General features: G+C 67.2%; 18 protein-coding genes. 12 read left to right on the top strand and 6 right to left on the bottom strand.

What is annotated here, in order from left to right; translation table 11 throughout:
• Positions 1 to 8: 8 nt before the first annotated feature.
• Positions 9 to 1493 carry a sulfatase-like hydrolase/transferase gene (locus OXI49_04625; protein ID MDE2689775.1) on the top strand — a complete coding sequence of 495 codons (1485 nt, stop codon included), beginning with the start codon at positions 9 to 11 and terminating at the stop codon, positions 1491 to 1493.
• Between the two features lies 1 nt (position 1494).
• Here OXI49_04625 and OXI49_04630 read toward each other — a convergent pair whose 3' ends face one another.
• Positions 1495 to 2268, bottom strand: a complete 774-nt coding sequence (locus OXI49_04630; GenBank protein MDE2689776.1) for an enoyl-CoA hydratase — start codon at positions 2266 to 2268, stop codon at positions 1495 to 1497.
• A gap of 83 nt (positions 2269 to 2351) precedes the next feature.
• On the opposite strand from OXI49_04630, the gene OXI49_04635 reads away from it, so the two are divergent.
• The 5 genes from OXI49_04635 to OXI49_04655 all read left to right on the top strand — a co-directional run bounded on the left by OXI49_04635 (position 2352) and on the right by OXI49_04655 (position 9680).
• A complete protein-coding gene (locus tag OXI49_04635; protein MDE2689777.1) occupies positions 2352 to 4136 on the top strand; it encodes a gamma-glutamyltransferase in 1785 nt (594 codons plus the stop codon).
• On the top strand, positions 4133 to 4927 hold the full coding sequence (modA, locus tag OXI49_04640; protein ID MDE2689778.1) for a molybdate ABC transporter substrate-binding protein: 795 nt from the start codon (positions 4133 to 4135) through the stop codon (positions 4925 to 4927). Before OXI49_04635 ends, modA begins: the two co-directional genes overlap by 4 nt.
• A gap of 6 nt (positions 4928 to 4933) precedes the next feature.
• Complete coding sequence (gene modB / locus OXI49_04645; protein MDE2689779.1) at positions 4934 to 5611, top strand: molybdate ABC transporter permease subunit; 678 nt, start codon at positions 4934 to 4936, stop codon at positions 5609 to 5611.
• Entirely contained in the window at positions 5601 to 6779 is a 1179-nt protein-coding gene (modC, locus tag OXI49_04650) for a molybdenum ABC transporter ATP-binding protein (protein MDE2689780.1), read from the top strand. The genes modB and modC overlap by 11 nt, the downstream gene beginning before the upstream one ends.
• A 135-nt stretch (positions 6780 to 6914) precedes the next feature.
• Positions 6915 to 9680: a pitrilysin family protein gene (locus tag OXI49_04655; GenBank protein MDE2689781.1), complete on the top strand. Its 2766-nt coding sequence runs from the start codon at positions 6915 to 6917 to the stop codon at positions 9678 to 9680.
• Between the two features lie 4 nt (positions 9681 to 9684).
• Here the strand turns inward: OXI49_04655 and OXI49_04660 are convergent, their stop codons facing one another.
• Positions 9685 to 11622, bottom strand: a complete 1938-nt coding sequence (locus OXI49_04660; GenBank protein MDE2689782.1) for an acetoacetate--CoA ligase — start codon at positions 11620 to 11622, stop codon at positions 9685 to 9687.
• Between the two features lie 87 nt (positions 11623 to 11709).
• Here OXI49_04660 and OXI49_04665 point away from each other — a divergent pair, with 87 nt between their 5' ends.
• Complete coding sequence (locus OXI49_04665) at positions 11710 to 12090, top strand: DoxX family protein (protein MDE2689783.1); 381 nt, start codon at positions 11710 to 11712, stop codon at positions 12088 to 12090.
• A 27-nt stretch (positions 12091 to 12117) separates the two neighbouring features.
• Here the strand turns inward: OXI49_04665 and OXI49_04670 are convergent, their stop codons facing one another.
• Both OXI49_04670 and OXI49_04675 read right to left on the bottom strand, forming a co-directional pair.
• On the bottom strand, positions 12118 to 13473 hold the full coding sequence (locus OXI49_04670) for a PQQ-binding-like beta-propeller repeat protein (GenBank protein ID MDE2689784.1): 1356 nt from the start codon (positions 13471 to 13473) through the stop codon (positions 12118 to 12120).
• 6 nt (positions 13474 to 13479) lie between these two features.
• The gene (locus tag OXI49_04675) at positions 13480 to 14844 is read right to left on the bottom strand and encodes a PQQ-binding-like beta-propeller repeat protein (GenBank protein ID MDE2689785.1); all 1365 of its coding nucleotides are present in this window, start codon (positions 14842 to 14844) and stop codon (positions 13480 to 13482) included.
• Positions 14845 to 14952: 108 nt separating this feature from the next.
• Here OXI49_04675 and OXI49_04680 point away from each other — a divergent pair, with 108 nt between their 5' ends.
• From OXI49_04680 to OXI49_04695, 4 genes are all read left to right on the top strand, one after another.
• Entirely contained in the window at positions 14953 to 15924 is a 972-nt protein-coding gene (locus tag OXI49_04680) for a histone deacetylase (GenBank protein ID MDE2689786.1), read from the top strand.
• Between the two features lie 61 nt (positions 15925 to 15985).
• The gene (locus OXI49_04685) at positions 15986 to 16390 is read left to right on the top strand and encodes an HPF/RaiA family ribosome-associated protein (protein MDE2689787.1); all 405 of its coding nucleotides are present in this window, start codon (positions 15986 to 15988) and stop codon (positions 16388 to 16390) included.
• 307 nt (positions 16391 to 16697) lie between these two features.
• Entirely contained in the window at positions 16698 to 17615 is a 918-nt protein-coding gene (locus OXI49_04690) for an HNH endonuclease (GenBank protein MDE2689788.1), read from the top strand.
• 10 nt (positions 17616 to 17625) lie between these two features.
• On the top strand, positions 17626 to 18549 hold the full coding sequence (locus OXI49_04695) for an HNH endonuclease (GenBank protein MDE2689789.1): 924 nt from the start codon (positions 17626 to 17628) through the stop codon (positions 18547 to 18549).
• 180 nt (positions 18550 to 18729) lie between these two features.
• Here OXI49_04695 and OXI49_04700 read toward each other — a convergent pair whose 3' ends face one another.
• Positions 18730 to 19824 carry an RNA polymerase subunit sigma-24 gene (locus OXI49_04700; protein ID MDE2689790.1) on the bottom strand — a complete coding sequence of 365 codons (1095 nt, stop codon included), beginning with the start codon at positions 19822 to 19824 and terminating at the stop codon, positions 18730 to 18732.
• Positions 19825 to 19884: 60 nt separating this feature from the next.
• Entirely contained in the window at positions 19885 to 20901 is a 1017-nt protein-coding gene (locus OXI49_04705) for an LLM class F420-dependent oxidoreductase (protein ID MDE2689791.1), read from the bottom strand.
• Between the two features lie 56 nt (positions 20902 to 20957).
• Here OXI49_04705 and OXI49_04710 point away from each other — a divergent pair, with 56 nt between their 5' ends.
• Positions 20958 to 22151 (top strand): aminotransferase class I/II-fold pyridoxal phosphate-dependent enzyme, encoded by a 1194-nt coding sequence (locus OXI49_04710; GenBank protein MDE2689792.1) that lies wholly within the window; start codon positions 20958 to 20960, stop codon positions 22149 to 22151.
• Positions 22152 to 22264 lie beyond the last annotated feature (113 nt).

Here is a 22264-nt window from a genome sequence, read left to right on the forward strand (position 1 = left end):
TCTCTGCCATGTTGGCGCCCGTCGCGCTTCTGGCCCTGCTCGGCTGTGCGCCGCCAGCGGCCGACGAAACCGGCGCCGATGCCGAGCCCCAGGCGCCGCGGCCGAACATCCTGTTCCTCTTCGCCGACGACCAGCGCGCCGACACGATCGGCGCCTGGGGCAACGACCTGATCGACACCCCGAACCTGGATCGCCTGGTGGCCGAGGGCTGGAGCTTCCGGCGCAACTACGTCTTCGGCTCGAACAGCGGCGCCGTCTGCGTGCCGAGCCGGGCGATGGTGCTGACCGGACGAAGCTGGATGCGCTCGCCGAACAGGATGGAGGGCGTGCCGACCCTGCCCCGGTTGCTCGAGTCCGCGGGCTACCGCACGTTCATCACGGGCAAGTGGCACAACGGCGAAGAGGCGCTGCTGCGCGCCTTCGATCGCGGCACGGCGATCTACCTGGGCGGCATGGCGGATCACACGCAGACCGAGGTCCAGGACATCGAGAACGGCGGCATGGTGCGCCGGCGGGTGGGGGAGGGGTTCTCCAGCGAGCTCTTCGCCGACGCCGTGATCGAGTTTCTTGACGAGCAGGCCGCGGCGGAGGCGAGCGGCGAACCGGGGCATCCGTTCTTTGCCTACGTGCCCTTCACGGCGCCTCACGATCCCCGCCAACCGCCGCCCGAGTACCGGGAGCGCTACTACCAGCGCAACCTGCCGCTGCCCGCCAACTACATGCCGCAGCACCCGTTCGACAACGGCGCCCTGATCCTCCGCGACGAGAACCTGGCCGCCTGGCCACGCACGGAGGACGTGATCCGCGACCAGCTCGCCGAGTACTACGGCCTGATCACCCACCTCGACGACCAGGTGGGCCGCATCCTCGCCAGGCTCGACGAGAACGGCCAGGCCGGGAACACGATCGTCGTCTACGCCGCCGATCATGGGCTGTCGGTCGGCAGCCACGGGTTGCTGGGCAAGCAGAACCTGTACGAACACTCCATGCGCTGCCCGCTGATCATTCGCGGCCCGGGCATCCCCCACGGAACGACCGACGCCTTCACCTACCTCTACGACCTCTTCCCGACCCTGCTCGCACGGGGCGCCGTCGCGGAACCGCCGGGAATCGACGGCCGCGACCTGACTCCCCTCTGGTCCGGCGGGGACCCGACCTGGCGAAAGAGCCTCTTCCTGCCTTACCGGGACGTGATGCGCGCGGTGCGCGACGACCGCTACAAGCTGATCGTGTACCCCAACGTGAACCACCGCCAGTTATTCGATCTCTCCGAAGACCCCGACGAACTGACGAACCTCATCGCCGATCGCGACCACGTGGAAACCGCGGCCCTCCTCGAAGCCCTCCTCGAAGGCTGGCAAACCGCCATGGGCGACACCGTGCCGCTTTCCGTTCCCGACCCGGTGCCCCTACGCCGCGATCTCACCGGCACCGAACGCGAACCCGACCGCTGGCAGCCGGAGTGGATCGTGGAGAAGTACTTCGACGACTAGGTCAGCGGGCGTCTTCGGCCTGCGCGCGGCCGCGGGCGCGGATGCCGGCGAGTCGTTCGCCGACTTCTTCGGGCTTTGGCCCCCGGTACATGCGGTTGACCTCGACTTCGTAGTCCATCGCGTCGCCGAGGGTCAGGTCGAAGCCGCGGTCGATCATCCGCTTGTACTGGAACATCACGTCTCGCTGGCAGGTCAGCATGTCGGTCGCGAGCTCGCGGCAGGTGGGCAGGAGGTCCTCCCGCGGCACGATCCGGTTGACCAGGCCCCACTCGCAGGCACGCTCGGCTGAAAGGTAGTTGCCGGTGAGCGAGAGTTCCTTGGCCCGGCCCGGGCCGATGGCTCGCGACAGCCGCGCGGAGAGGCCCCAGCCGGAGAGCAGGCCGACGCGGGCGTGGGTGTCGGCGAAGCGGGCCTCCGGGGCCGCGATCAACAGGTCGCAGGAGAGGGCGATCTCGAAGCCGCCGGTCACCGCGATGCCGTTGATCGCGCCGATCACGGGCTGATGGAGCGAGCGGAGCAGCTTCGGCGGATCGGCGATGGCCCGGCGTTTCCGGTTCGGATCGCTCATCTCCTTCAGGTCCAGGCCGGCGCAGAAGGCGCGGCCGGCGCCGGTCAGGATGACCACGCCGACTTCCTCGTCGTGATGGAGGTCTTCGATCGCCTCGGCGAGGTCGTTGCGTAGCTCCTCGGAAAGGGCGTTCAGCACGCCTGGGCGGTTCAACGTGAGGGTGGCGATGCCGTCGGACTTGGCGACGAGAAGAACCGGCTCGGTCATTACTCGAACTCTCCTTGTTCGTGGGACGGGTGGGGCATCTTACGCGGTAACCTGTTCCCCCTACTTGCGCGAGGGAGGCTGCGATGGGAAGAGGACTCGTTGAGGGGCCGGACCTGACTCTGAATCGGCGGACCCTGCTCGCCGCCGCGGCCGGTGGCGCGGCGATGGCGATGGGTTGCGGACCGGGATCGGAAACCGCGAGCTCCGCCCCGGTTGCCGTGAACGGCTGGACGCCGCCCGACGATGAGCGGCGGCAGGCTCTCGTGTCGACGGCGCGCTTCGGACCCAAGCAGGCGGTCCGGAGCGCAAACGGCATCGCGATCTGCACACATCCGCTGGCGTCCGCCGCCGCGGCCGACATGCTCGCCCTGGGCGGCAACGCCTGCGACGGTGTGATGGCCGCCAGCATCGCCCAGGCCGTCGTCGAGCCGCACATGACGACCCTGTCGGGCTGCCTGTCGATGCTCTACTACGAGGCCGCCTCCGGGGAGTACACCTACGTCAACGGGATGATGGCGGCGCCTCAGGCGGTGCCGGACGTGCGGAACATGGACGTGGCCGAGTTCGGGGCCTTGATGACGAAGACGGACGGCACCCTCTGCTTCGTGCCGGGCTTCTGGGGCGGCTTCGAGGCCGGGCTCGACCGCCACGGCCGGCTGCCGCGGCCCACCGTGATGGCGCCGGCGATCCACTACGCCCGCCACGGCTTCGAGATTCACCCCTTCCTCTGGGGCGAGATGTTCGTCGAGTCGGCGGTGCTGGGCCGGGAGCCCTTCAGCCGGGAGATCTACTTCAACGGCAGCACGCTGCGCGACATCGGCGACAAGCTGGTGCAGAGCGCCCTCGCTGACACGCTCGAGCGGCTCGCCGAAGAAGGCGGCGACCACTTCTACAGGGGCGAGTTCGGCCGCCGCTACGCCGAAACGGTACAGGCGAAGGGCGGCCTGATCACCGCCGACGACATGGCGGCCTACGAGGCGTTCTGGGACGAGCCGGTGATGGGCACGTACCGCGACTATGGTGTGGTCGGCTCGCCGGCGCCGGACTTCGGCGGCCAGGCCCTGGTCGAGATCATGAACATGGTCGAGCTGCTCGACCTCCAGCGGACGGGCCCGGCCTTCGAGTCCGGCGAGACGACGCTCAGGATGATGCAGATCATCGGCCGGGTGTACGCCGACGCGGTAGGCGGGCGTTTCGACGGCACCCTGCCCGGCGTGGAGCGGGCGATCTCGAAGGAGTACGCGGCTGAGCGGTTCGCCGCTCTCGAGGGCAAGCCGGCCAGCCCCAGCGACCGGTACGAGGCATTGGGCGTGGTGCCGCCTCCTCCGCCGGGCTCGAACCACGTCACGGTGGTCGACGCCGCGGGCAACGTCGCCACCGTGCTGCACTCGGTCATGTCGATGCCGTTCAGGACCGGCATCTACGTCGACGGCGTCTACGCCTGCGCCTCAGGCGTCCACCTCGGCTCCGGTCCGGTCGAGCCGGGAGGGCGGGCGCACGCGCGCATCTGCCCGAACATCTTCACCAGGGACGGCAAGCCGGTGCTCGCCTCCGGATCACCGAGCGTGTCGCTGACCGAGAACATTGTCCAGAACTCGGTCAACCTGCTGGACTTCGGCCTCGACCTCGAGAGTTCGGTCCACAAGCCGCGGTTCGGCGGTTCATCGATGGGCGTGCCCGGTGCGCTGATCGTCGAAGCCGACCTGCCGGGCGATCCGGTGCGGCTGCTCGAGGAAGCCGGCCAGACGGTCGAGGTCGTGAATCCCTGGAACTGGCTGTGCGGTTCGTTCGAGGGCGTTCTGATCGAGGAGGATGGCGCCATCGCCTGCGGCGACCCGAGGCGGACGGCGCAGGCGGTCGCCGTTTGAGGGCTCTCCCCAGGGTCATCCCGGCGCTGGTCCTGGCCGCCGGGAGCGCCTTCGCTGGAGAAACGACGGTGGCGGTGGCGGCCAACGTCGCGGAGGTCGTCGAGACGCTCGCAGCCGACTTCGAGCAGCAGACCGGTCATCGGGTGACGGTTACCGTCGGCTCGACCGGCAAGCTCTACGCGCAGATCCTCCACGGTGCGCCTTTCGACTTGTTCCTGGCGGCGGACCAGGAGCGCCCGCGGCTGCTGGTGGAACAGGGGCTGGCTGTCGAGGACTCCCAGCGGACCTATGCGATCGGCCGGTTGGTGTTGTGGAGTTCCGATGCGGCGGAGCCGGTCGACGAAGGCGTGTTGAAGGGCGGCTCGTTCCGAAGGCTCGCGATCGCGAACCCGGACCTGGCGCCCTACGGCGCAGCGGCCCGGGAGACGCTCCGTGAGCTCGGCCTGTGGGAGAGCCTGCGGCCGAAGATCGTCCTCGGCGAGAACGTGGGGCAAGCCTTCGCCATGGCGGCTTCGGGAAACGCGAAACTGGGCTTCGTGTCGCTGGCCTCGGTGCTCAGTCCGCGCAACGGACATGAGGGAAGCTACTGGGAGGTTCCAGAGCATCTCCACACGCCGATCCGTCAGGACTCGGTTCTGCTCGACCGCGCCAGGGACAACCCGGCCGCCCGCGACTTCCACGAGTTCCTCAACACGCCGGTGGCGCTGGAGACCCTCGAGTCGTTCGGCTTCGTGCATAACGACCTGCCGCGCGTCCGGATGGCACGGGCGCTCGGGATCGAACGGCGCTGACCTGAGATGTCCCTGCCCGAACTCGGCCCGCTGTGGCTCAGCCTCCAGCTCGCGGCGGCGGCGACCGCTGTGCTCCTGGTTCTCGGAACGCCGCTTGCCTGGTGGCTGTCCGGTACCCGATCGCCCCTGAAGCCGGTGATCGAGGCGGTGACGGCGTTGCCGCTCGTTCTGCCGCCCACGGTGCTGGGCTTCTACCTGCTGCTGCTGATGAGCCCGCGGTCCTGGCTTGGCGGTCTCTGGGTGGAAGTCACGGACACGACCCTCACCTTCTCGTTCACAGGCCTCTTGATCGCCTCCGTCGTCTACTCGCTGCCGTTCATGGTGCAGCCGCTCCAGGCCGCCTTCGAGTCGCTGGGGCGGGGGCCGTTGGAGGCGGCGGCTGCGCTCCGCGCGTCGCCGCTTGATGCCTTCCTGACGGTAGCCGCGCCGCTTTCGCTGCGCGGGTTCCTGACCGCGGCGGTCCTGACCTTCGCGCACACGATCGGCGAGTTCGGTGTCGTCCTGATGGTGGGCGGGAACATCCCGGGCAAGACACGGGTCATCTCGATCGCCATTTACGAGCACGTGGAGACGCTGCGTTACGGGGAGGCGCACACGCTCGCGGCCGGCCTGCTGCTGTTCGCGTTTGTCGTGCTCGTCTTCGTCTACGTCTTCAACCGGAGGCTGCCGGTTCATGTCGCCTGAACCTCACGCAATGGGCATCACGGGGCCTGTCGGTAGCGGTTCCGCGGCTCCACCGGCGCTGGCAGCCCGGCTCGAAGTCGACGTTCAGGTCGCATTCGACGGCTTCGATCTCCAGGTCGAGCAGGCGATCCCGGCGGCAGGCGTGACGGCACTCTTCGGTCCTTCGGGGAGTGGCAAGACGACCCTCCTGAGGTCGCTGCTCGGGTTCGAGACGCGAAGCTCGGGCCGAATCGCTCTGAACGGCGACGTCTGGCTCGACAGCGAAGCCGGGGTCGCGGTGCCGCCGCACCATCGACCCGTCGGCTGCACCTTCCAGGACGGTCGCCTGTTTCCGCACCTCGATGTCGAGGGAAACCTCCGCTACGCGGATCGGAGGAGCACGCCGGCGCCCGGCGTCGCGGCGCCGATCACCTGCGACGACGTCGTCGACGCACTGGACCTCGGACCCCTGCTCGACCGGCGGCCCGGGACCCTGTCGGGCGGTGAGCGCCAGCGGGCCGCGCTGGGACGGGCGCTGCTCAGCCGGCCGCGACTGCTGCTCCTCGACGAGCCCCTGTCGGCGCTCGACCGCCGGCGCAAGGCCGAGATCATGCCGTACCTGCTGGCGCTGCATCCGCGTTTCGGCATCCCGACCCTCTACGTCAGCCACGCGGTCGACGAAGTGGCGCTGCTGGCGGATCGCGTCCTGGTGCTGGCCGAGGGTCGTGTACAGGCGTTCGGCGGTACGGTCGAGGTGCTGGAGCAGCTCGACCTGGCGCCGCTCACCGAGCGTTTCCAGGCCGCGGCAGTGCTGGAGGCGCGGGTCAGCGCACACGACGACGAGTACCGGTTGACCTGGCTCGACCTCGACGGCCAGCGGCTTAGCGTGCCGCGGATCGAGCACCTCGCGGTCGGTGAATCGGCGCGGTTGCTGGTGCGCTCCCGGGACGTCTCGCTTGCCACGGAACACCCGTCGCCGACCAGCATCCGCAACGTGCTGTCCGGGGTCCTCGTGTCGCTGCAGCAGGACGAGTCGACCGCGTTCGCGGAAGCGACGGTCGATCTCGGCTCGCACCGGCTGCGGGCACGGATCACTCGGGCGTCGTCGGCCGAGCTCGGTCTCGCGGTCGGATCGCCGGTGTTCGCGCTGCTCAAGAGCGTTAGCCTGGACACCCGGGCCGGACGGTAGAGGGAACCCGAGTGGCGCGTCTCGGGCGCATCGACGGAACAATCGGGGCACCCTTACGTTTCTACGGTAGGTAATCTCCCTCGCCTGAACGTTCAACGCGCGGAGCAAGCCGCTCCTGCCCCTGGAGACACATCGATGAAGTGGACGCACAAACACGCTCCCAAGGTGCTCGCCGGCCTTTTCGTCTGGCTGCTCTCGGCACTGCCCGTACTGGCCCAGGACCTGCCGGACGGCGTCACGAAGGTCGCCTCGGTGGAGGGGATCACGGAGTACCAACTGGAGAACGGGCTCCGGTTCCTGCTCTTCCCCGACCAGAGCAAGCAGCAGGTGACCGTCAACATCACCTACCTCGTCGGTTCCCGCCACGAGGGCTACGGCGAGACCGGGATGGCGCACCTGCTGGAGCACCTGGTCTTCAAGGGCACGCCGAACCACCCGGACATTCCCGCCGAACTGACGGAGCACGGCGCGTTTCCGAACGGAACGACCTGGTTCGACCGGACGAACTACTTCGAGACCTTCCCGGCGACCGACGAGAACCTCGAGTGGGCGCTCGACCTGGAGGCCGACCGGATGGTCAACTCTTTCATCTCGGCCGAGGACCTCGAGTCCGAGATGACCGTGGTGCGGAACGAGTGGGAGAGCGGCGAGAACCAGCCGATGGGCGTGCTGCGCAAGCGGGTCATGTCGGCCGCCTTCGACTGGCACAACTACGGCAACTCGACGATCGGCGCGCGGTCCGACGTGGAGAACGTGCCGATCGAGCGCCTGCAGGCCTTCTACCGGAAGTACTACCAGCCGGACAATGCGATCCTGGTCGTGGCCGGGCGGTTCGAGGTCGAGCGGGCTCTTGAACTCGTAGCGGAGAAGTTTGGTCCCATTCCGCGCCCCGACCGCACCGGCGCGAACACGCTTTTCAAGACGTACACGGCGGAGCCGGCGCAGGATGGCGAGCGCACGGTGACCCTTCGGCGGGTCGGCGACACGCAGCTCGCGATGGTCGTTTACCACGTGCCGCCGGGCGCCCATGAGCAGTACGCCGCCGTGGAGGTGCTCACTCACATCCTGGGCGTCGAGCCGGCGGGGCGCCTGTACAGGAACCTGGTCGAGCCGGGGCTTGCAGCCTCCGCCTTCGCCTCGAGCTTCCAACTGAACGAGCCGGGCGTACTGACGGCCGCGGTCGAGGTCCGGGAGCAGGACTCGCTGGAGGAGGCGGCCGAGGCGTTGTTCGCGACCCTCAGCGAGATCGCGGCCGAGCCGCCCACTGAAGAGGAGGTGGAGCGAGCCAAGACCGACTACCTGTCGCGGATCGAACTCTCGTTCAACAATCCGCAGGGGATCGCGCTTCAGCTCAGTGAGTGGGCCTCGATGGGCGACTGGAGGCTGTTCTTCCTCCACCGCGACCGGCTCGAGCAGGTGACGACGGAAGGCGTCCACGAAGTCGCGCAGACCTACCTGCGCGATTCGAACCGAACGGTCGGGTACTTCCATCCGACGGACACGACACCTGAACGGGCCGAGATCCCCAAGGCGCCCGACATCGCGGCGCTGGTCGCGGACTACACCGGACGCGAGGCGGTGGCGGAGGGCGAGGCCTTCGACCCGACGCCGGCGAACATCGACCGGCGCACGCGGCTCGTGACCCTGTCCAAGGGCATCAAGGTCGCGTTGCTGCCCAAGCAGACCCGGGGCGAGTCGGTGACCCTGCAGATCGCCTTCCGCCACGGCACCGAAGAGGCGCTGATGGGACGCGCGACCGCTGGCGATCTGGCCGGTTCGATGCTCATGCGCGGTACGAAGAACCGTTCGCGCCAGGACATCAGCGACGAACTGGACCGCCTCAAGGCCCAGGGAGGCCTCAGCGGCGGTGCCCTGATCGTGAGCGGCTCCTTTACCACGGTGCGAGAAAACCTCACCCCGGTCCTGCGGCTCGCCGCCGAGATTCTGCGCGAGCCGGCGTTCGATGCGAAGGAGTTCGACCTGCTGCGCGAGGAGCGCTTGGCGGGAATCGAATCCCAGCGCTCCGAGCCGATGGCTCTGGTACCGACGGCGATGGGCAGGCACTTCAGTCCGTGGCCGGCCGATCATCCCCACTACTCGCCGACCTTCGACGAGCAGATCGAGCGCCTGGAGGCGGCGACAGTCGAGGAGGCGCGGGAGTTCTGGGCCTCTTTCTACGGCGCCGAGGGCGGCACGATCGCGGTGGTCGGCGACTTCGACCCGGACGAAGTCGCGGGCTTGCTCGAGGAGTTGTTCGGCGACTGGCAGGCGCGCGAGCCGTACGAGCGCGTCGCCAATCCGCATCGCGCCGTCGAGACGGTGGCGGTCGACATCGAGACGCCGGACAAGACGAACGCGATGATGATGGCCGTTTCGAGCTTCTCGATGCGGAACGACGATCCGGACTATCCCGCGCTGGTCATGGCGAACTACATGCTGGGCGGCGGATTCCTCAGTTCGCGCCTGGCAACCCGGATCCGCCAGGAGGAGGGTCTGTCCTACGGCGTCGGCTCTCAGGTCGGGGTGCCGCCGATCGACGACAGTGCGTTGTTCCTGACCTTCGCGATCTTTGCGCCGGAGAACGCCGACAAGGTGGTCGACGCCTTCCGCGACGAGATCAGGAAGGCGCTCGAAGACGGGTTCACCGAAGAGGAGTTCGAACCGGCAAGGCGCGGCTATCTCGACAGCCAGCAGAACGGCCGGTCGCAGGACCGCTCGTTGGCGGGACTTCTGAGCAACAACCTCTTCACCGGCCGTACGATGGAGTTCACCGCCGCCCAGGAGCGGGCGATCGAGGAGATGACGCTCGACGAAGTCAACGCGGCGCTGCGGAAGGTCATCTCGCTGGACGACATCTCGATCTTCCGCGGCGGGGACTTTGCGAACAAGCTGAGTCAGTAGGCGACTACAGCGTCGCCACGAGTGCGGCGATCGATTCCGGGTTCTTCAGTGTCCCGACGTTCACGGCACTCTCCACCGGCTCACCGGCGAGGATCCGCTTGATCGGCACTTCGAGCTTCTTGCCGGAGAGGGTCGTCGGTACTTCGGGGATCGCCCGGATCTCGTCCGGTCCGTGACGGGGCGAGAGCCGGGTGCGCAGATGACGCCGGATGCGGCCGGCGAGCGCCGCGTCGAGGGCGATGCCCTCTGCCAGCACGACGAACAGCCAGAGTTTGCCCTCGCGATCCAGGCTGCCCGTGTCGACGATCACGCAGTCCTCGACTTCGGGGAGCTCCCCCGCGGCGCGGTAGAACTCGGATGTGCCCATCCGCACGCCGCCCCGGTTCAGCGTCGAGTCGGAGCGGCCGTAGATGACGGAGCTGCCGTCCTCGTCGAACTCGATCCAGTCGCCGTGGCGCCAGACGCCCGGCCAGTGGTCGAAGTAGCTCTCGCGGTACCGCTCGCCGGAGTCGTCGTTCCAGAAGAAGACGGGCATTGAAGGCAGCGGCTCGGTGATCACGAGTTCGCCGACCTGGCCGGTGACCGCGTGGCCGTCCTCGTCGAACGCCTCTACCCTGGCGCCCAGGGAGCGGCACTGGATGCGGCCCCGCCGGACAGGTTGCAACGGATTCGGGCCGACGAAGCCGGTGCAGACGTCCGTGCCGCCCGACAGCGACCCGAGCCAGACGTCCGACTTGACCTGCTCGTAGACCCAGTCGAAGCCCTCCGCCGGCAACGGCGCACCGGTCGAACCGATCGCGCGCAGGGCTTCGAATCCGAACTGCCTGCCCGGTTCGAGACCGGCCGCACGGCAGGCCATCAGGAAGGGCGCGCTGACGCCGAGGCAGGTCACCGCCTCTTCGTCAGCCAGGCGGTAGAGCGCCATCAGGTCTGGCCAGCCGGGCGAGCCATCGTAGAGCACGACGGTCGTCCCCAACAGCAGGCCCGAGACGAGGTAGTTCCACATCATCCAGCCGGTCGTCGTGTACCAGAAGAAGCGGTCGCCAGCTCCGAGATCCGTGTGCAGCGCCAACTGCTTCAGGTGTTCGACGAGGATGCCGCCGTGGCCCTGGACGATCGCTTTCGGCAGCCCTGTCGTGCCCGACGAGTAGAGGATCCAGAGAGGGTGCTCGAAGGGGACCGGCTCGAAGGCGAGTTCGTCGCGGTGGGCGGTCAGCTGCTCCCAGGACAGGCGACGCGGGGCGCCGTTCGGGTCGGCGGATGGGTCGCTGGCCGGCTGCACAACGACCGCCGCGCCGAGCGTCGGTAGCGAACCGACGATCCGGTCCAGGTCGGAGCTGCGGTCGTACACGCGGCCGTTGTACGTGTAGCCATCGACACCGATCAGCACCTTCGGCTCGATCTGCCGGAAGCGGTCGAGCACGCTGTCGACCCCGAACTCAGGCGGACAACTCGACCAAATCGCGCCCAGACTGGCGGTGGCGAGGAAGGCGATCACCGCTTCGGCGTCGTTCGGGAGATAGGCGACCACCCGGTCGCCGCGCTCGACCCCGAGGCGGACCAGACCGGCCCTGGCGGCGGCGACTTCGCGGCGCACGTCGTCACGGCTGAACTCGCGCCGCCCACGAGTCTCGCCACGGCAGATCAAAGCCGGCTGGCCGCCGCCGCCTGCGAGTGCATGTTCGGCGTAGTTCAGTCTGGCGCCGGGGAACCAGCTTGCACCGGGCATCGCACGGTTCGCGATCACACGTTCGGGCGGTGTAGGGAACCTGACGGCGAAGTAGCCGGCGATCGAGCCCCAGAACGCCTCCAGATCCGTGACGGACCAGCGCCAGAGTTCGTCGTAGCCGGCGAAGCGCAGGTTTCGCTTGTTCTCCAGCCAGCGCAGATAGCGCGCCAGGTTGCTGGCCTCGACCTGTTCTGCGCTGGGGCGCCAGAGCATGTCGTGGCCCGTCACGTTGTTTTCCTCACAGTCTGAAGCGCGACGCTACGCTGTTGTGGCACCCACAGAACACAAGGAGGCTAGACGATGAAGCATCTTCCGACGATTGCGCGCATTCTGCTGGGGCTGCTGTTCGTGTTCGGCGGCGTGACGGGCCTGTTCGAACTGGTGGAGCAGCCCGAGGTCGGGGAGGAGGCGGCGGCCTTCATGGGCGCGATCATGGACACGGGCTACCTGTGGCCGGTAATCAAGGTGACCGAGATCGTCTGCGGCGTTCTGCTGATCCTCGGCATGTTCGTACCGCTGGCCCTGGTCGTGCTGGCGCCGGTCGCGCTCAACATTCTGCTGTTCCACGTCTTCCTGGAGCCTTCCGGTCTGGTCTTCGGTCTCGTCCTGCTGGTGTTGGGTCTCTACACCGCCCACCAGCACCGGGAGAGCTTCAGCGGCGTGCTGAAGCGTAGAGCCTGAACGAAGTGATTCGGCGCCCGGTGGGCGCTATGAACCCGCGCCGACCGCGACCAGGTGTCGGCGCGCCCGGAAGTAGATGACGCCGCCCGAGATGGCCGGCGTTGCCATCAGGGTTTCGCCCAGTTCGTTGACGGCGATCTCGTTGAGCTCAGGACCCGGCTCGATGACGTAGACGTCACCGACTTCGCTGTTGAAGTAGATGCGCCCGCCGGCGGCGACGGCCGAGGCGCTGAAGCCCGACGCGCCGCGTCCCAGACGCTTCTGGTTCAGGCGTTCGCCGGTCGTCCAGTCGACGACCGTGACGACCCCGTTGTCGTAGCAGAAGTAGGCGAGGTCGCCGACCACGATCGGCGTCTGCATGTAGTTCCCCAGCCGTTCGTGGAACCAGACCATCGCGTCGTGGTCGGGATCGAGCGTGCCCTCGGCATCCGGGTCGATCGCATAGATCGGCTTCAGCCGGCCATGAGCGTTGGTGATCAGGATCGGACCGTCGCCAGCCCGGACCGGCGTGGGCACGGGGATGTCGCCGCCGCCCTCGAGGCGCCAGAGTTCTTCGCCCGTGTCGAAGTCGTAGCCGCCGATGTGGTGGTAGCCGTTGAGAACTACCTGACGGCCACCGCCTTGGCGCGGAAAGACGGCCGGCGTGCTCCAGGTGGCGACCTCCTCGCGCGTCTTCCGCCAGACGTCCTCTCCGGTTGCCGCATCCAGAACGGCGACGAAGGACTGACTCAGGATGTCGACCTGGATGACGACCCTGCCATCGTGAACGATCGGCGAGCTGGCGAAGCCCCACTCGTAGGTGGGGAAGTCGTAGGGACCCGAGTCGAGGACGCCGAACTGACGGTTCCACAACGGGGTTCCGTCCAGGTCGTAGGCGTGGAGTCCCTCCGAGCCGAAGAAGGCCACGAGGACCTTGCCATCGGTCGCGGGCGTTGAGTTCGTGTGGGACGCCTTCGTGTGCCGCTTGATCGCGGGCGTACCCTGGAAGGCCGTTCGTTCCCACAGGAGTTCGCCGGTCCGCTTGTCGAGGGCCAGCACCTGGAAGCGCTGGGGCGGTTCGCCCTCGACCGGCGTACCGTCACCGTAGAGCCCGACCTTGAGCGACGCCTCGGCGCCGTCGGGAACCGCCGACGTGAGAAAGAGGCGGTCCTCCCAGATGACCGGACTCGAGTGTCCGAGGCCGGGAACCGGGACCCTGAAGAGGATGTTCTCGCCGGTCTCCACGTTCCAGGTCGCGGGCGGCGAACCGGTGCCGGTGCCGTCCGCGCCGTTGCCGCGGAAGGAAGGCCAGTTTTCCGAGGCGGCCAAAGGCAGGGCCGTCGCCGCGACGAGGGCCGCCAACGTGGCCGTGCCGACTGCCAGTCTCCTGGAGGAAGTGGCCATCGTCGGCTACGAACCGCCACCGACAGCGATCAGGTGACGCCGCGCCCGGAAGTAGATGACGCCGTCCGAGATCGCCGGCGTTGCCATCAGGGTCTCGCCGATCTCGTTGACGGCCACTTCGTTGAGTTCTTCACCGGCCTCCAGGACGTAGACGTCGCCGTCCTCGCTGTTCATGTAGATGCGGCCGCCGGCCGCGACCGGCGAGGCAGTGAAACCGGAGGCGCCGCGGCCGAGACGCTGCTGCGCCACTCGCTCGCCGCTCTTCCAGTCGAACACGGTGACGACGCCGTTGTCGAAGCCGAAGTACGCGAAGTCCCCGACCACGATCGGCGTCTGCATGTAGTTCCCGAGCCGCTCGTGGAACCAGAGCATCGCCTCGTGCCCGGGATCGATCCCGCCGGCGGCGTCCGGATCGACCGCGTAGACCGGACGCATCGGGCCGTGGGCGCTGGTGATGAGGATCGGACCGTCGGCGCCGGCGCGGATGGGCGTCGGCACCGGGATGTCGCCGCCGCCTTCGAGCCGCCAGAGTTCCTTCCCCGTGTCGAAGTCGTAGCCGCCGATGTGCTGGTAGCCGTTGACGACAATCTGGCGGCTGCCGTCGCTACGCGGGAACACGGCGGGCGTGCTCCATGTGGGAATCTCTTCGCGCCCGGTGCGCCAGACGTCCTCGCCGGTGGCCGCGTCGAGCGCCGCGAGGAAGGAGTCGCCCTGTACGTCGACCTGGATGATCACGCGGCCGTCGTGGACCAGGGGTGAACTCGCGAACCCCCACTGCGCGGTCTTGACCACGAAGTAGCCCGAGTCGAGCACGCCGAACTGCCGGTTCCAGAGCGGCTTGCCGTCCAGGTCATAGGCGTGGAGCCCTTCGGAGCCGAAGAAGACCACCAGCACCTCGCCGTCGGTGGCCGGCGTCGAGTTCGTGTGGGATGCCTTCGTGTGACGCTTGATCGCCGGCGTGCCTTCGAAGGCCGTTTGCTGCCAGAGAAGCTCGCCGCTCCGCTTGTCGTAGGCGAGGACCACGTAGCGTTGGGGAGGCTCGCCCACGACGGGCGCGATGTCGCCGTAGAGGCCGACCTTGAGCGAGGCCTCTTCACCCTCGGGTACGGACGAGGTCAGAAACAGGCGGTCGCCCCAGATCACCGGGCTCGAGTGGCCGAGGCCCGGCACGGCGACGCGGAAGAGGACGTTCTCGCCGCTCTCGACGTTCCAGGTGGCCGGTGGCGTTCCGGTGCCGTTGCCGTCGGCGGCGTTGCCGCGGAAAGACGGCCAGTTGTCGGAGGCTGCGGCGAGGGAGGGCGCTGTTGCGGTGACGAGTACGGCGGCAACGAGCAGGCGTCGAACCGGGGGAACGTTGGCTGGCGTCTTCATCACTGGAGTATCTTGGATCATCACCTGAGGTTACGTCGAGACGGAACGGGAGGTTTGAGATAGCACATGAGTTCACCGATGAGCGTCTTCTGGGACCCACGTTGTGAGGTGCACACTGTACCGAGGGGGTTTCCGGAGCGGCCGGAACGCCTGCAGCTTGCTCTGCCCTACCTGAGGGAGCGGGGCTGGGACCTGGTCGAAGCGGGCTCGGCAGGGTCGGTCGGCGGAATGGTCGGGCAGAGCCGCCGGCTGGCCGGTCTTGTCCACGATCCCGAGTACATCGAGCGGATGGAGGCGGCGGTCGCCGACGTCGCCGAGTTGGCGGCGAAGGGCGACTTCCCGCGTCGACCGACGCCGATGCTCGACACGAACGACAATCCGCTGTCGCCGGGGACGGCGGACGCCGCCTGGGCCGCCGTCGATGCCGCGCTTGCGGCGGGCGACCACGTCATGCTGGGCGCGGGCCACCGGGCGATGAGCGTGACCCGGCCACCCGGACATCACTGCGAACGGGACCGGGCGATGGGCTTCTGCTATCTGAACCAGATCGCCATCCTTGCCCAGGGCCTGATCGACGTGCACGGCGTCGAGCGTGTGGCAATCCTGGACTTCGACGTCCACCATGGCAACGGGACCCAGCACCTCTTCGATCACCGGGCCGACGTGGCCTACCTGAGCGTCCACCAGTACCCCTTCTACCCCGGTACCGGGGCCGCCAGCGAGCGGGGGATTGGCGAAGGCGAGGGCACGACGGTGAACGCGCCGCTGCCGGCCGGCAGCGGCGACGACGTCTACAGCGAGGTCATGGCCGATCTGCTGCTCCCGGCGGTGCGCTCGTTCGACCCGGACGTGCTGCTGGTGTCGGCCGGCTTCGACGCCTGGCGCAACGACCCGATCGCCGGCATGGAGCTGACCGAGGAGAGCTTCCACCGCTTCGGCGTCGACCTGGCCGAGCTGGCCGAGGACGTCTGCGACGGTCGGCTCGTGTCCGTGCTCGAAGGCGGCTACGACCTGAACGCGCTGCCCAGGCTGATCGACGTTTACCTGCGGGGCACGGTGGGCGCTTCGCTGGACGCCTGAGGAATCTTCCGTCTCCCGGCGCGTTGTACGATGTGAGACAAGAACGGAGGGGCCCCAAGCGTTGAGAACCAAGCCGAGCTTCCCGATCAGGATACGCTCCCGGAACGTCCAGCTGAGCGATGACCTGAAGCAGTCGATCGAGTCCGAGGCGGCGGCGCTGAAGCGCTTCAACTCCCGGATCGTCGACTGCGAAGTGACGATCGCCGGTCCCGGCCGGAATCACCGGGGCGGCCTCGCGTTCGACGTCGTGGTCAAGGTCGCCCTGCCCGGACCGGACGTGGTGGTCCATCGCTCGGCCGCGGCCTCCATCCCGGTCGCGATCAACCAGTCGTTCGCCACCGCCCGCCGCCGCGTCAAGCGACAGGCCCACCTCCGCCGCCGCCGCGTGCCGTTCAACCGCACCTCCGGCGTCGGCCGCCGCGGCCGGCCGCGCCGCGGCAACGGCCGCCGGCTCGCGCGGGCGTAGCCGGGTACCCGTCGTCAGCGGCTCCGAGGGGGAGGGTCCCAGCGGACGCTTGCGCTCTCTGGTTGAAGGGGGTGCCGGCGCTCGCTTCGGTCGGCTGCGTTCCGCTACGGCGTCAGTGACGGGAGCGGCCTGGGGAGTCACTTGCCTCCAGCCCGCTGGGACCCTCCCCCTCGGAGCCGCTGACGACTGGACGGCGTAGCCGGACGGCGCCAGCAGCGTACGGAGCCGCGTGTCAAAGGAACTTGCTAAGGTCCGACAGGATCGTCAGGAAGCTCCAGGAGGATGCCCCGAGCGCGGACGCTTGAAGATGGGAATCAACCTCGTCGTGGCCGTCACGGACGGCCAGTGGTTTGAGCGGCTGCGCCGAAAGCCGGAACTGCCGGAGGTGAACTTCTGGGCTCCGAACCCCAGGGGCTTCCGGGCGCTTGAACGCGGCGAGCTGTTTCTGTTCAAGCTGCATGCGCCGCACGATGTGATCGTGGGAGGCGGCGTCTTCGCGTACGCGAACGTCCTCCCTTGCTCGCTTGCCTGGCAAGCGTTTGGCGAAGCAAACGGTGCGGAATCGGCCGAGGAGATGCGCCAGAGGATTGTCCGCTATCGCGGTCACGCCGGTGGTAACCGGCGCGACTTCGAGATCGGTTGCCGGATCCTGACCCAGCCCTTCTTCTTCGAAGAATCGGACTGGATGGCCGCTCCCAACTGGTCGCGGAACATCGTGTCGCTCAAGACGTACAGCACCGACAACGCGGACGGGCTCCACCTGTGGGAATCAGTCCAGGACCGTTTGGGCCGCGTGAGCGTCCCGCACTTCGCGGAGGAGTCCGCCCGGTTTGGTGCGCCACAACTGATTCGTCCGCGCCTCGGGCAGGGGACGTTCCGCGTTCTCGTGACGGACATCTATGAACGCCGCTGCGCGGTCACGAGGGAGCGGACGCTGCCGGCCCTTGAAGCCGCGCACATCCGCCCCTATAGGCACGGTGGAACGCATGAGGAACGGAACGGTCTGCTGCTCAGGCGGGACATCCACAGTCTGTTCGATGCTGGCTACGTGACCGTCACGCCGAACCTGGACTTCGAAGTCAGCGGCCGCATCAAGGAAGAGTTCGAGAACGGCCGGGACTACTACGCGTTGCACGGACGAAGAATCCACGCTCCGGCCGCTGCCAGGCAGAGACCCGATCCTGTCGCGCTGACGTGGCACAACGAGAACTGCTTCGTGGGGTAGGCGTTTTCGCGTGAGGTCCGAAGTCGACACGGCGATGCGTCTGGCCGCGTTCGAGCGCGTGCGGCTGCTGACCGACTTGCAAGGCACCCTCACGGCCAAGGAGCTGAGTCCCGGCTTCAGGTTTGAGGGAGAGCGGATACCGCTGGTCAATCCGCAGCGTGGGATCTTCAAGCCGCGGCAAATGCTGCATCTGCTCTCGATCAAGACGGTCGTTCCGCGTCCAGGAGGGCGGGTCTGGTACGACGATCAGCTCACGGCCCACAGCCAGATCTTCGAGAACGAGGAGTCCGTGGACTACGCGTTCATGGGGACGAACCCGAACGCAGCGGACAATCAATGGCTCCGTGAGGCATTTCAGAACCACGTCCCGGTCATCTACTTCCTTGGAGTGGCTCCGGGTCGTTACCAGGCGCTGATGCCGACGTTCATTGCGGGCTGGAACAGTGGTGCGCTAACGGCGAAGTTGGTCTTCGGGCTTCCCGGTCAGCAGGAGGTTGCGACCCCTCAGGGTGCCGTAGAGCGCCGCTATGCGCTTCGCCTTGTGAAGCAGCGGCTCCACCAGACCTCGTTCCGCGAAGTGGTGATAGCGGCATACAGCGGGCGGTGCGCTGTATCCAAGCTGGCTGAACCGGATCTTCTCGACGCCGCGCACATCATCTCGGACAGGGATGAGTTACTTGGGCAGCCTGTGGTTCAGAACGGAATGCCGCTTTCGAAGCTCCACCATGCCGCCTTCGACCGTCACCTGATCGGTATCGATCCGGACTACGGTTTGCACGTCGCGGAACGACTGCTGGTGCAGAAGGATGGTCCGATGTTGGAGGCGTTGAAGAGGTTGGATGGGAGCAGGATTCGCTTGCCTCGTCGGAGCGAGGACTTTCCCGACCGTGACCGGCTCGCTCAGCGTTTCGAGCTGTTCAAGGCTGCTGCCTGAAGCCACGGCGGACGCCGACCGCCTCTTCGCGCTTGCCGGTCATGAAGAGGTCCTGGATGCGCAGGGGCTCTTCCTCCCAGCGGCGAGCACGGCTCCGGGCCGGAGACCGAGTCGCTGCCGTTGCTGGAGACGGCCCTGCCGGACGTCGGAGCTCAGTTCGCGAGTTGCCAGGTTCCCCACTCAGTAATGGAGATTTGCGCCAAAATCGGGTATCCGGCCGGCTGCAGCCAGCACGCCCCACTTGTCCAATGTGTCCTTCGCCCGGTCTGAGTCCCAGAATCTTGAGCAGAGCTTGAAGTACTCCAGGACGACCTCTCGTTCACCGATCTCGAGAAGCTCTTTGGCGAGTGACATGTTCGGCCCGAAGGAATTGAGCTGGGGTGAACCCGTTGTGTTCCCGGCGGCAATCAACCGAGATCTCGCTTCTTCGATGTTGCCCGCTCGTAATGCAATTCGACCCAGAACGAGGTTGCCGTGGTGCACACGGTTGCCAGAGTTCCATCCTGCCTCAGTGTTCTGCAGCATGAGCTCGGCATAATGATGGGCCTGGTCAAGCTGATCCGCCGAGAACGCTGCCTTCGCCAAGTAGTCTAGAAGTGAATCCCGAAGCGAGTCGTCTGCAAGCCCGTACGCCCTTTGAAAGTGCTCCAGCGCCTTCTCAGAAGTCCCCGAATCGCCTCCCTCCGGTCCCAGCGCTCCCAAGCTACTAAGGTGGCCGAGTTTCATCGGCCATTCCGGATTGGTCGGATCGAGCGACTGAGCCCGCTCCAACATTTCGATCGAGGTCCTACGGTCTCCAAACGTAAGGAAAGCGGCCGCGTGTCCCAACAGCCTGGCGTTCTCGGGTTCACGGTCGATCTGACTCATCCAGGCATTCTTGGCCTCCGAATAGCCCTCTGAGTCAAGGATGTGGTTTGTCTGTGAAGAAGGCGTTCCCAGGATTTCCGACTCGGGTGAGTTGCGGATGAACCACAGCGCGTGTTCGCGTTTCGCTTCCTTCGCTGACTGATCCCGAAGCGAACGCGAGCCGCCGTAGAAAGCGAGAAGCTGCGTCCGCACAGCCAAATCAGTCGGATTCACGGCCAGTTTCGCTTCGAGCGATGCGACCTGTTCAGGCGTGAGGTTCCGGCTTGCCAGGATGGCTTCGTGGACACTCGTTTCGCTGGATGACCTCTCGGGACTTTCTTCCGGCAGGTGAGTGGACTGAGCGGCAAGGCTCACCGGATAGAGACCAATGACAAGATTGGCGACCATCAGAGGCGTTGAGGTCTTCATCATGATTCCTCCCATCTCGTTAGAGTTCGTGGCATTCCCCGCGTCGTTGAATCTCGTCTCTTAGCCCAGCACGATCTCCGCGGCCTGCCGCAGTTCGTGCTTGCTCGCGGCGCCGACCATCAGTGTCGTTACGTCGCAGTCTTCGAAGGCCTGGAGGCGGTCCCTGATTCGCTCGGGCGGGCCGACAAGGGAGATCTCGTCGGCGAAGTCGTCGGGGACGGCGGCGACGGCTTCCTCGCGCTTGCCGGTCATGAAGAGTTCCTGGATGCGGAAGGACTCTTCTTCCCAGCCCATGCGCGCCATCAGTTCGCGGTGGAAGTTGCGTTTCTTGGCGCCCATGCCGCCGACGTAGAGGGCGAGGGACTGCTTGATCGGCAGCAGGGCCTCGGTGAGGTCGTCATGGACGCGGAGGCGGGCGCCGTAGGGGACTTCGAAGCCGTCGCGCTTGCCGGCCAGGGACTCGGCATAGACCTCGGGTCGGTAAGGCGAGTAGTAGAGGGGCAGCCAGCCGCTGCAGAGTTCGGCGGCGAGAGCCACGTTCTTCGGACCCTCGGCGCCGAGGAAGACGGGTAAGTCGGAGCGGAGGGGGTGGACGATCGAGCGGAGCGGCTTGCCGAGTCCCCAGGAGCCTTCGCCGGTGTAGGGGAGCTGGTAGTGCTCGCTGTGCTGGGTCACGGGTTCCTCGCGCGCGAGAATCTTCTGGATGATCTCTATGTAGGCACGGGTGCGCGACAACGGTTTGCCGAAGGGCTGTCCGTACCAGCCCTCGACGACCTGGGGACCTGAGACACCGAGGCCGAGGATGACCCGGCCGTTGGAGAGGTGGTCGAGCGTCATCGCGTGCATCGCGGTGGCAGCCGGCGTGCGTGCGGAGATCTGCGCGATGCCGGTGCCGAGGCGGATCTTCGAGGTGTGGGCGCCGATCCAGGCCAGGGGCGTGAACACATCGGAGCCCCACGCCTCCGCGGTGAAGACGCAGTCGTAGCCGAGCGCCTCTGCTTCGATGGCGATGTCGAGGAAATCAGGACGGGGCCCCGCGCCCCAGTAGCCGAGTTGAAGTCCGAGTTTGAGTGCCATGCGGCGGAAGCTAGCAGGTGTGGAACTGGCCGCGACCGGGTTGATAGCTTGCGTCCGTGTCGCTGAAGGAGCAGTTCGACAGCCTGCGGCTCGAGGATCTGGAGGCCCGCACCGGGTTCAAGTGGAGTCGCTACACCGGGAACGGCAGCGGCATCCTGCCGGCGTGGGTCGCGGATATGGACTTTCCCGTGGCCGAGCCGATCCTGGATGTCGTTCGCGGACTCGTCGAGCGCTCCGATTTCGGCTACTGCGAGCCGCCGGAGATCGGCGATCTGCCGGAGATCTTCGGCCGTCGAATGCAGGAGCAGCTCGGCTGGACGGTGGAGCCGGAGCGGATCCGCTTTCTGGTCAACGCGCTCCAGGGCCTCGATCTCGCGGTCATGCTGGGCGCCGGTAAGGGTGAGGGGGTGGTGATTCAAACGCCGATCTACCCGCCCTTCCTCGAGGCGGTCTCCGGCACCGGCCGACGGCTGGTGGAGTCGCCGCTCCGGCGGGGGCCGGAACGGTTCGAGATGGACCTCGATCAGTTGCGGGCGACGATCGACAGGGACACCCGCCTGTTCATGCTTTGCAACCCGCACAACCCCAGCGGCCGCTCGTGGACGCGGAGCGAACTGGAGGCCGTGGCCGAACTGGCGATCGAACACGACCTGATCGTCCTGGCGGACGAGATCCACAACGAACTCGTGTTCCCCGGGCACGAGCACACGGTGTTCGAGACGCTCGGTCCCGAAGTCCAGGAGCGGACCGTCACGATTACGTCAGCGACGAAGTCGTTCAACCTCGCCGGGCTTGAGCTCGCTCTTCTCGTGTTCGGCAGCGAGAAGCTCAGGCAGCGCTTCGACGAACTGCCGCACTTCGTTCTCGCCCATCCCGGCATCCTCGGCGTCGAGGCGGCCCGGGCGGCCTGGAAGCACGGCGGTCCCTGGCTCGAGGAGACAGTCGCCTATCTCGACGCGAACCGCGCCTTTCTGACGGACTTCCTCGACCGGCGCCTGCCGGGCATCGTGCATGGTCCGCAGGAGGCGACCTACCTCTACTGGCTCGATTGCCGCGGGCTCGATCTGCCGATGGCGGCGTCCCGGTTCTTCCTGAAGCGGGCGAAGGTGGCGCTAAACGACGGTGCCGAGTTCGGCCCGCCGGGCTCGCCGCTCGGATTCGAGCGCTGTACGCGGCTCAACTTCGCCACCTCGCGGGCCCTCCTCGAGGAGATCGTGGAGCGGATGGCGGCCGCGGTGGAGAACGCCTGAGCGGGAGGCTTCTCGCCGCTGGTCTGCTCGCCGGGCTTCTGGCTCTGGGCGCGCCGGCGCCGGCTGCCGCGCAGTCCTCGGCGGAGGCGGGTGGGGCACTCCCGGACCTCGAG

The sequence above is a fragment of the Acidobacteriota bacterium genome (genome assembly GCA_028875725.1).
In the GTDB taxonomy this organism is placed as follows: domain Bacteria; phylum Acidobacteriota; class Thermoanaerobaculia; order Multivoradales; family Multivoraceae; genus Multivorans.

What these genes read in the sequence shown, in the direction of transcription:
- OXI49_04625 (MDE2689775.1), top strand. Translation starts at nt 9, where the DNA reads ATGTTGGCGCCCGTCGCGCTTCTGGCCCTGCTCGGCTGTGCGCCGCCA.
- OXI49_04630 (MDE2689776.1), bottom strand. Translation starts at nt 2,268, where the DNA reads ATGACCGAGCCGGTTCTTCTCGTCGCCAAGTCCGACGGCATCGCCACC.
- OXI49_04635 (MDE2689777.1), top strand. Translation starts at nt 2,352, where the DNA reads ATGGGAAGAGGACTCGTTGAGGGGCCGGACCTGACTCTGAATCGGCGG.
- modB (MDE2689779.1), top strand. Translation starts at nt 4,934, where the DNA reads ATGTCCCTGCCCGAACTCGGCCCGCTGTGGCTCAGCCTCCAGCTCGCG.
- modC (MDE2689780.1), top strand. Translation starts at nt 5,601, where the DNA reads ATGTCGCCTGAACCTCACGCAATGGGCATCACGGGGCCTGTCGGTAGC.
- OXI49_04655 (MDE2689781.1), top strand. Translation starts at nt 6,915, where the DNA reads ATGAAGTGGACGCACAAACACGCTCCCAAGGTGCTCGCCGGCCTTTTC.
- OXI49_04660 (MDE2689782.1), bottom strand. Translation starts at nt 11,622, where the DNA reads ATGCTCTGGCGCCCCAGCGCAGAACAGGTCGAGGCCAGCAACCTGGCG.
- OXI49_04665 (MDE2689783.1), top strand. Translation starts at nt 11,710, where the DNA reads ATGAAGCATCTTCCGACGATTGCGCGCATTCTGCTGGGGCTGCTGTTC.
- OXI49_04670 (MDE2689784.1), bottom strand. Translation starts at nt 13,473, where the DNA reads ATGGCCACTTCCTCCAGGAGACTGGCAGTCGGCACGGCCACGTTGGCG.
- OXI49_04675 (MDE2689785.1), bottom strand. Translation starts at nt 14,844, where the DNA reads ATGAAGACGCCAGCCAACGTTCCCCCGGTTCGACGCCTGCTCGTTGCC.
- OXI49_04690 (MDE2689788.1), top strand. Translation starts at nt 16,698, where the DNA reads ATGGGAATCAACCTCGTCGTGGCCGTCACGGACGGCCAGTGGTTTGAG.
- OXI49_04700 (MDE2689790.1), bottom strand. Translation starts at nt 19,824, where the DNA reads ATGAAGACCTCAACGCCTCTGATGGTCGCCAATCTTGTCATTGGTCTC.
- OXI49_04705 (MDE2689791.1), bottom strand. Translation starts at nt 20,901, where the DNA reads ATGGCACTCAAACTCGGACTTCAACTCGGCTACTGGGGCGCGGGGCCC.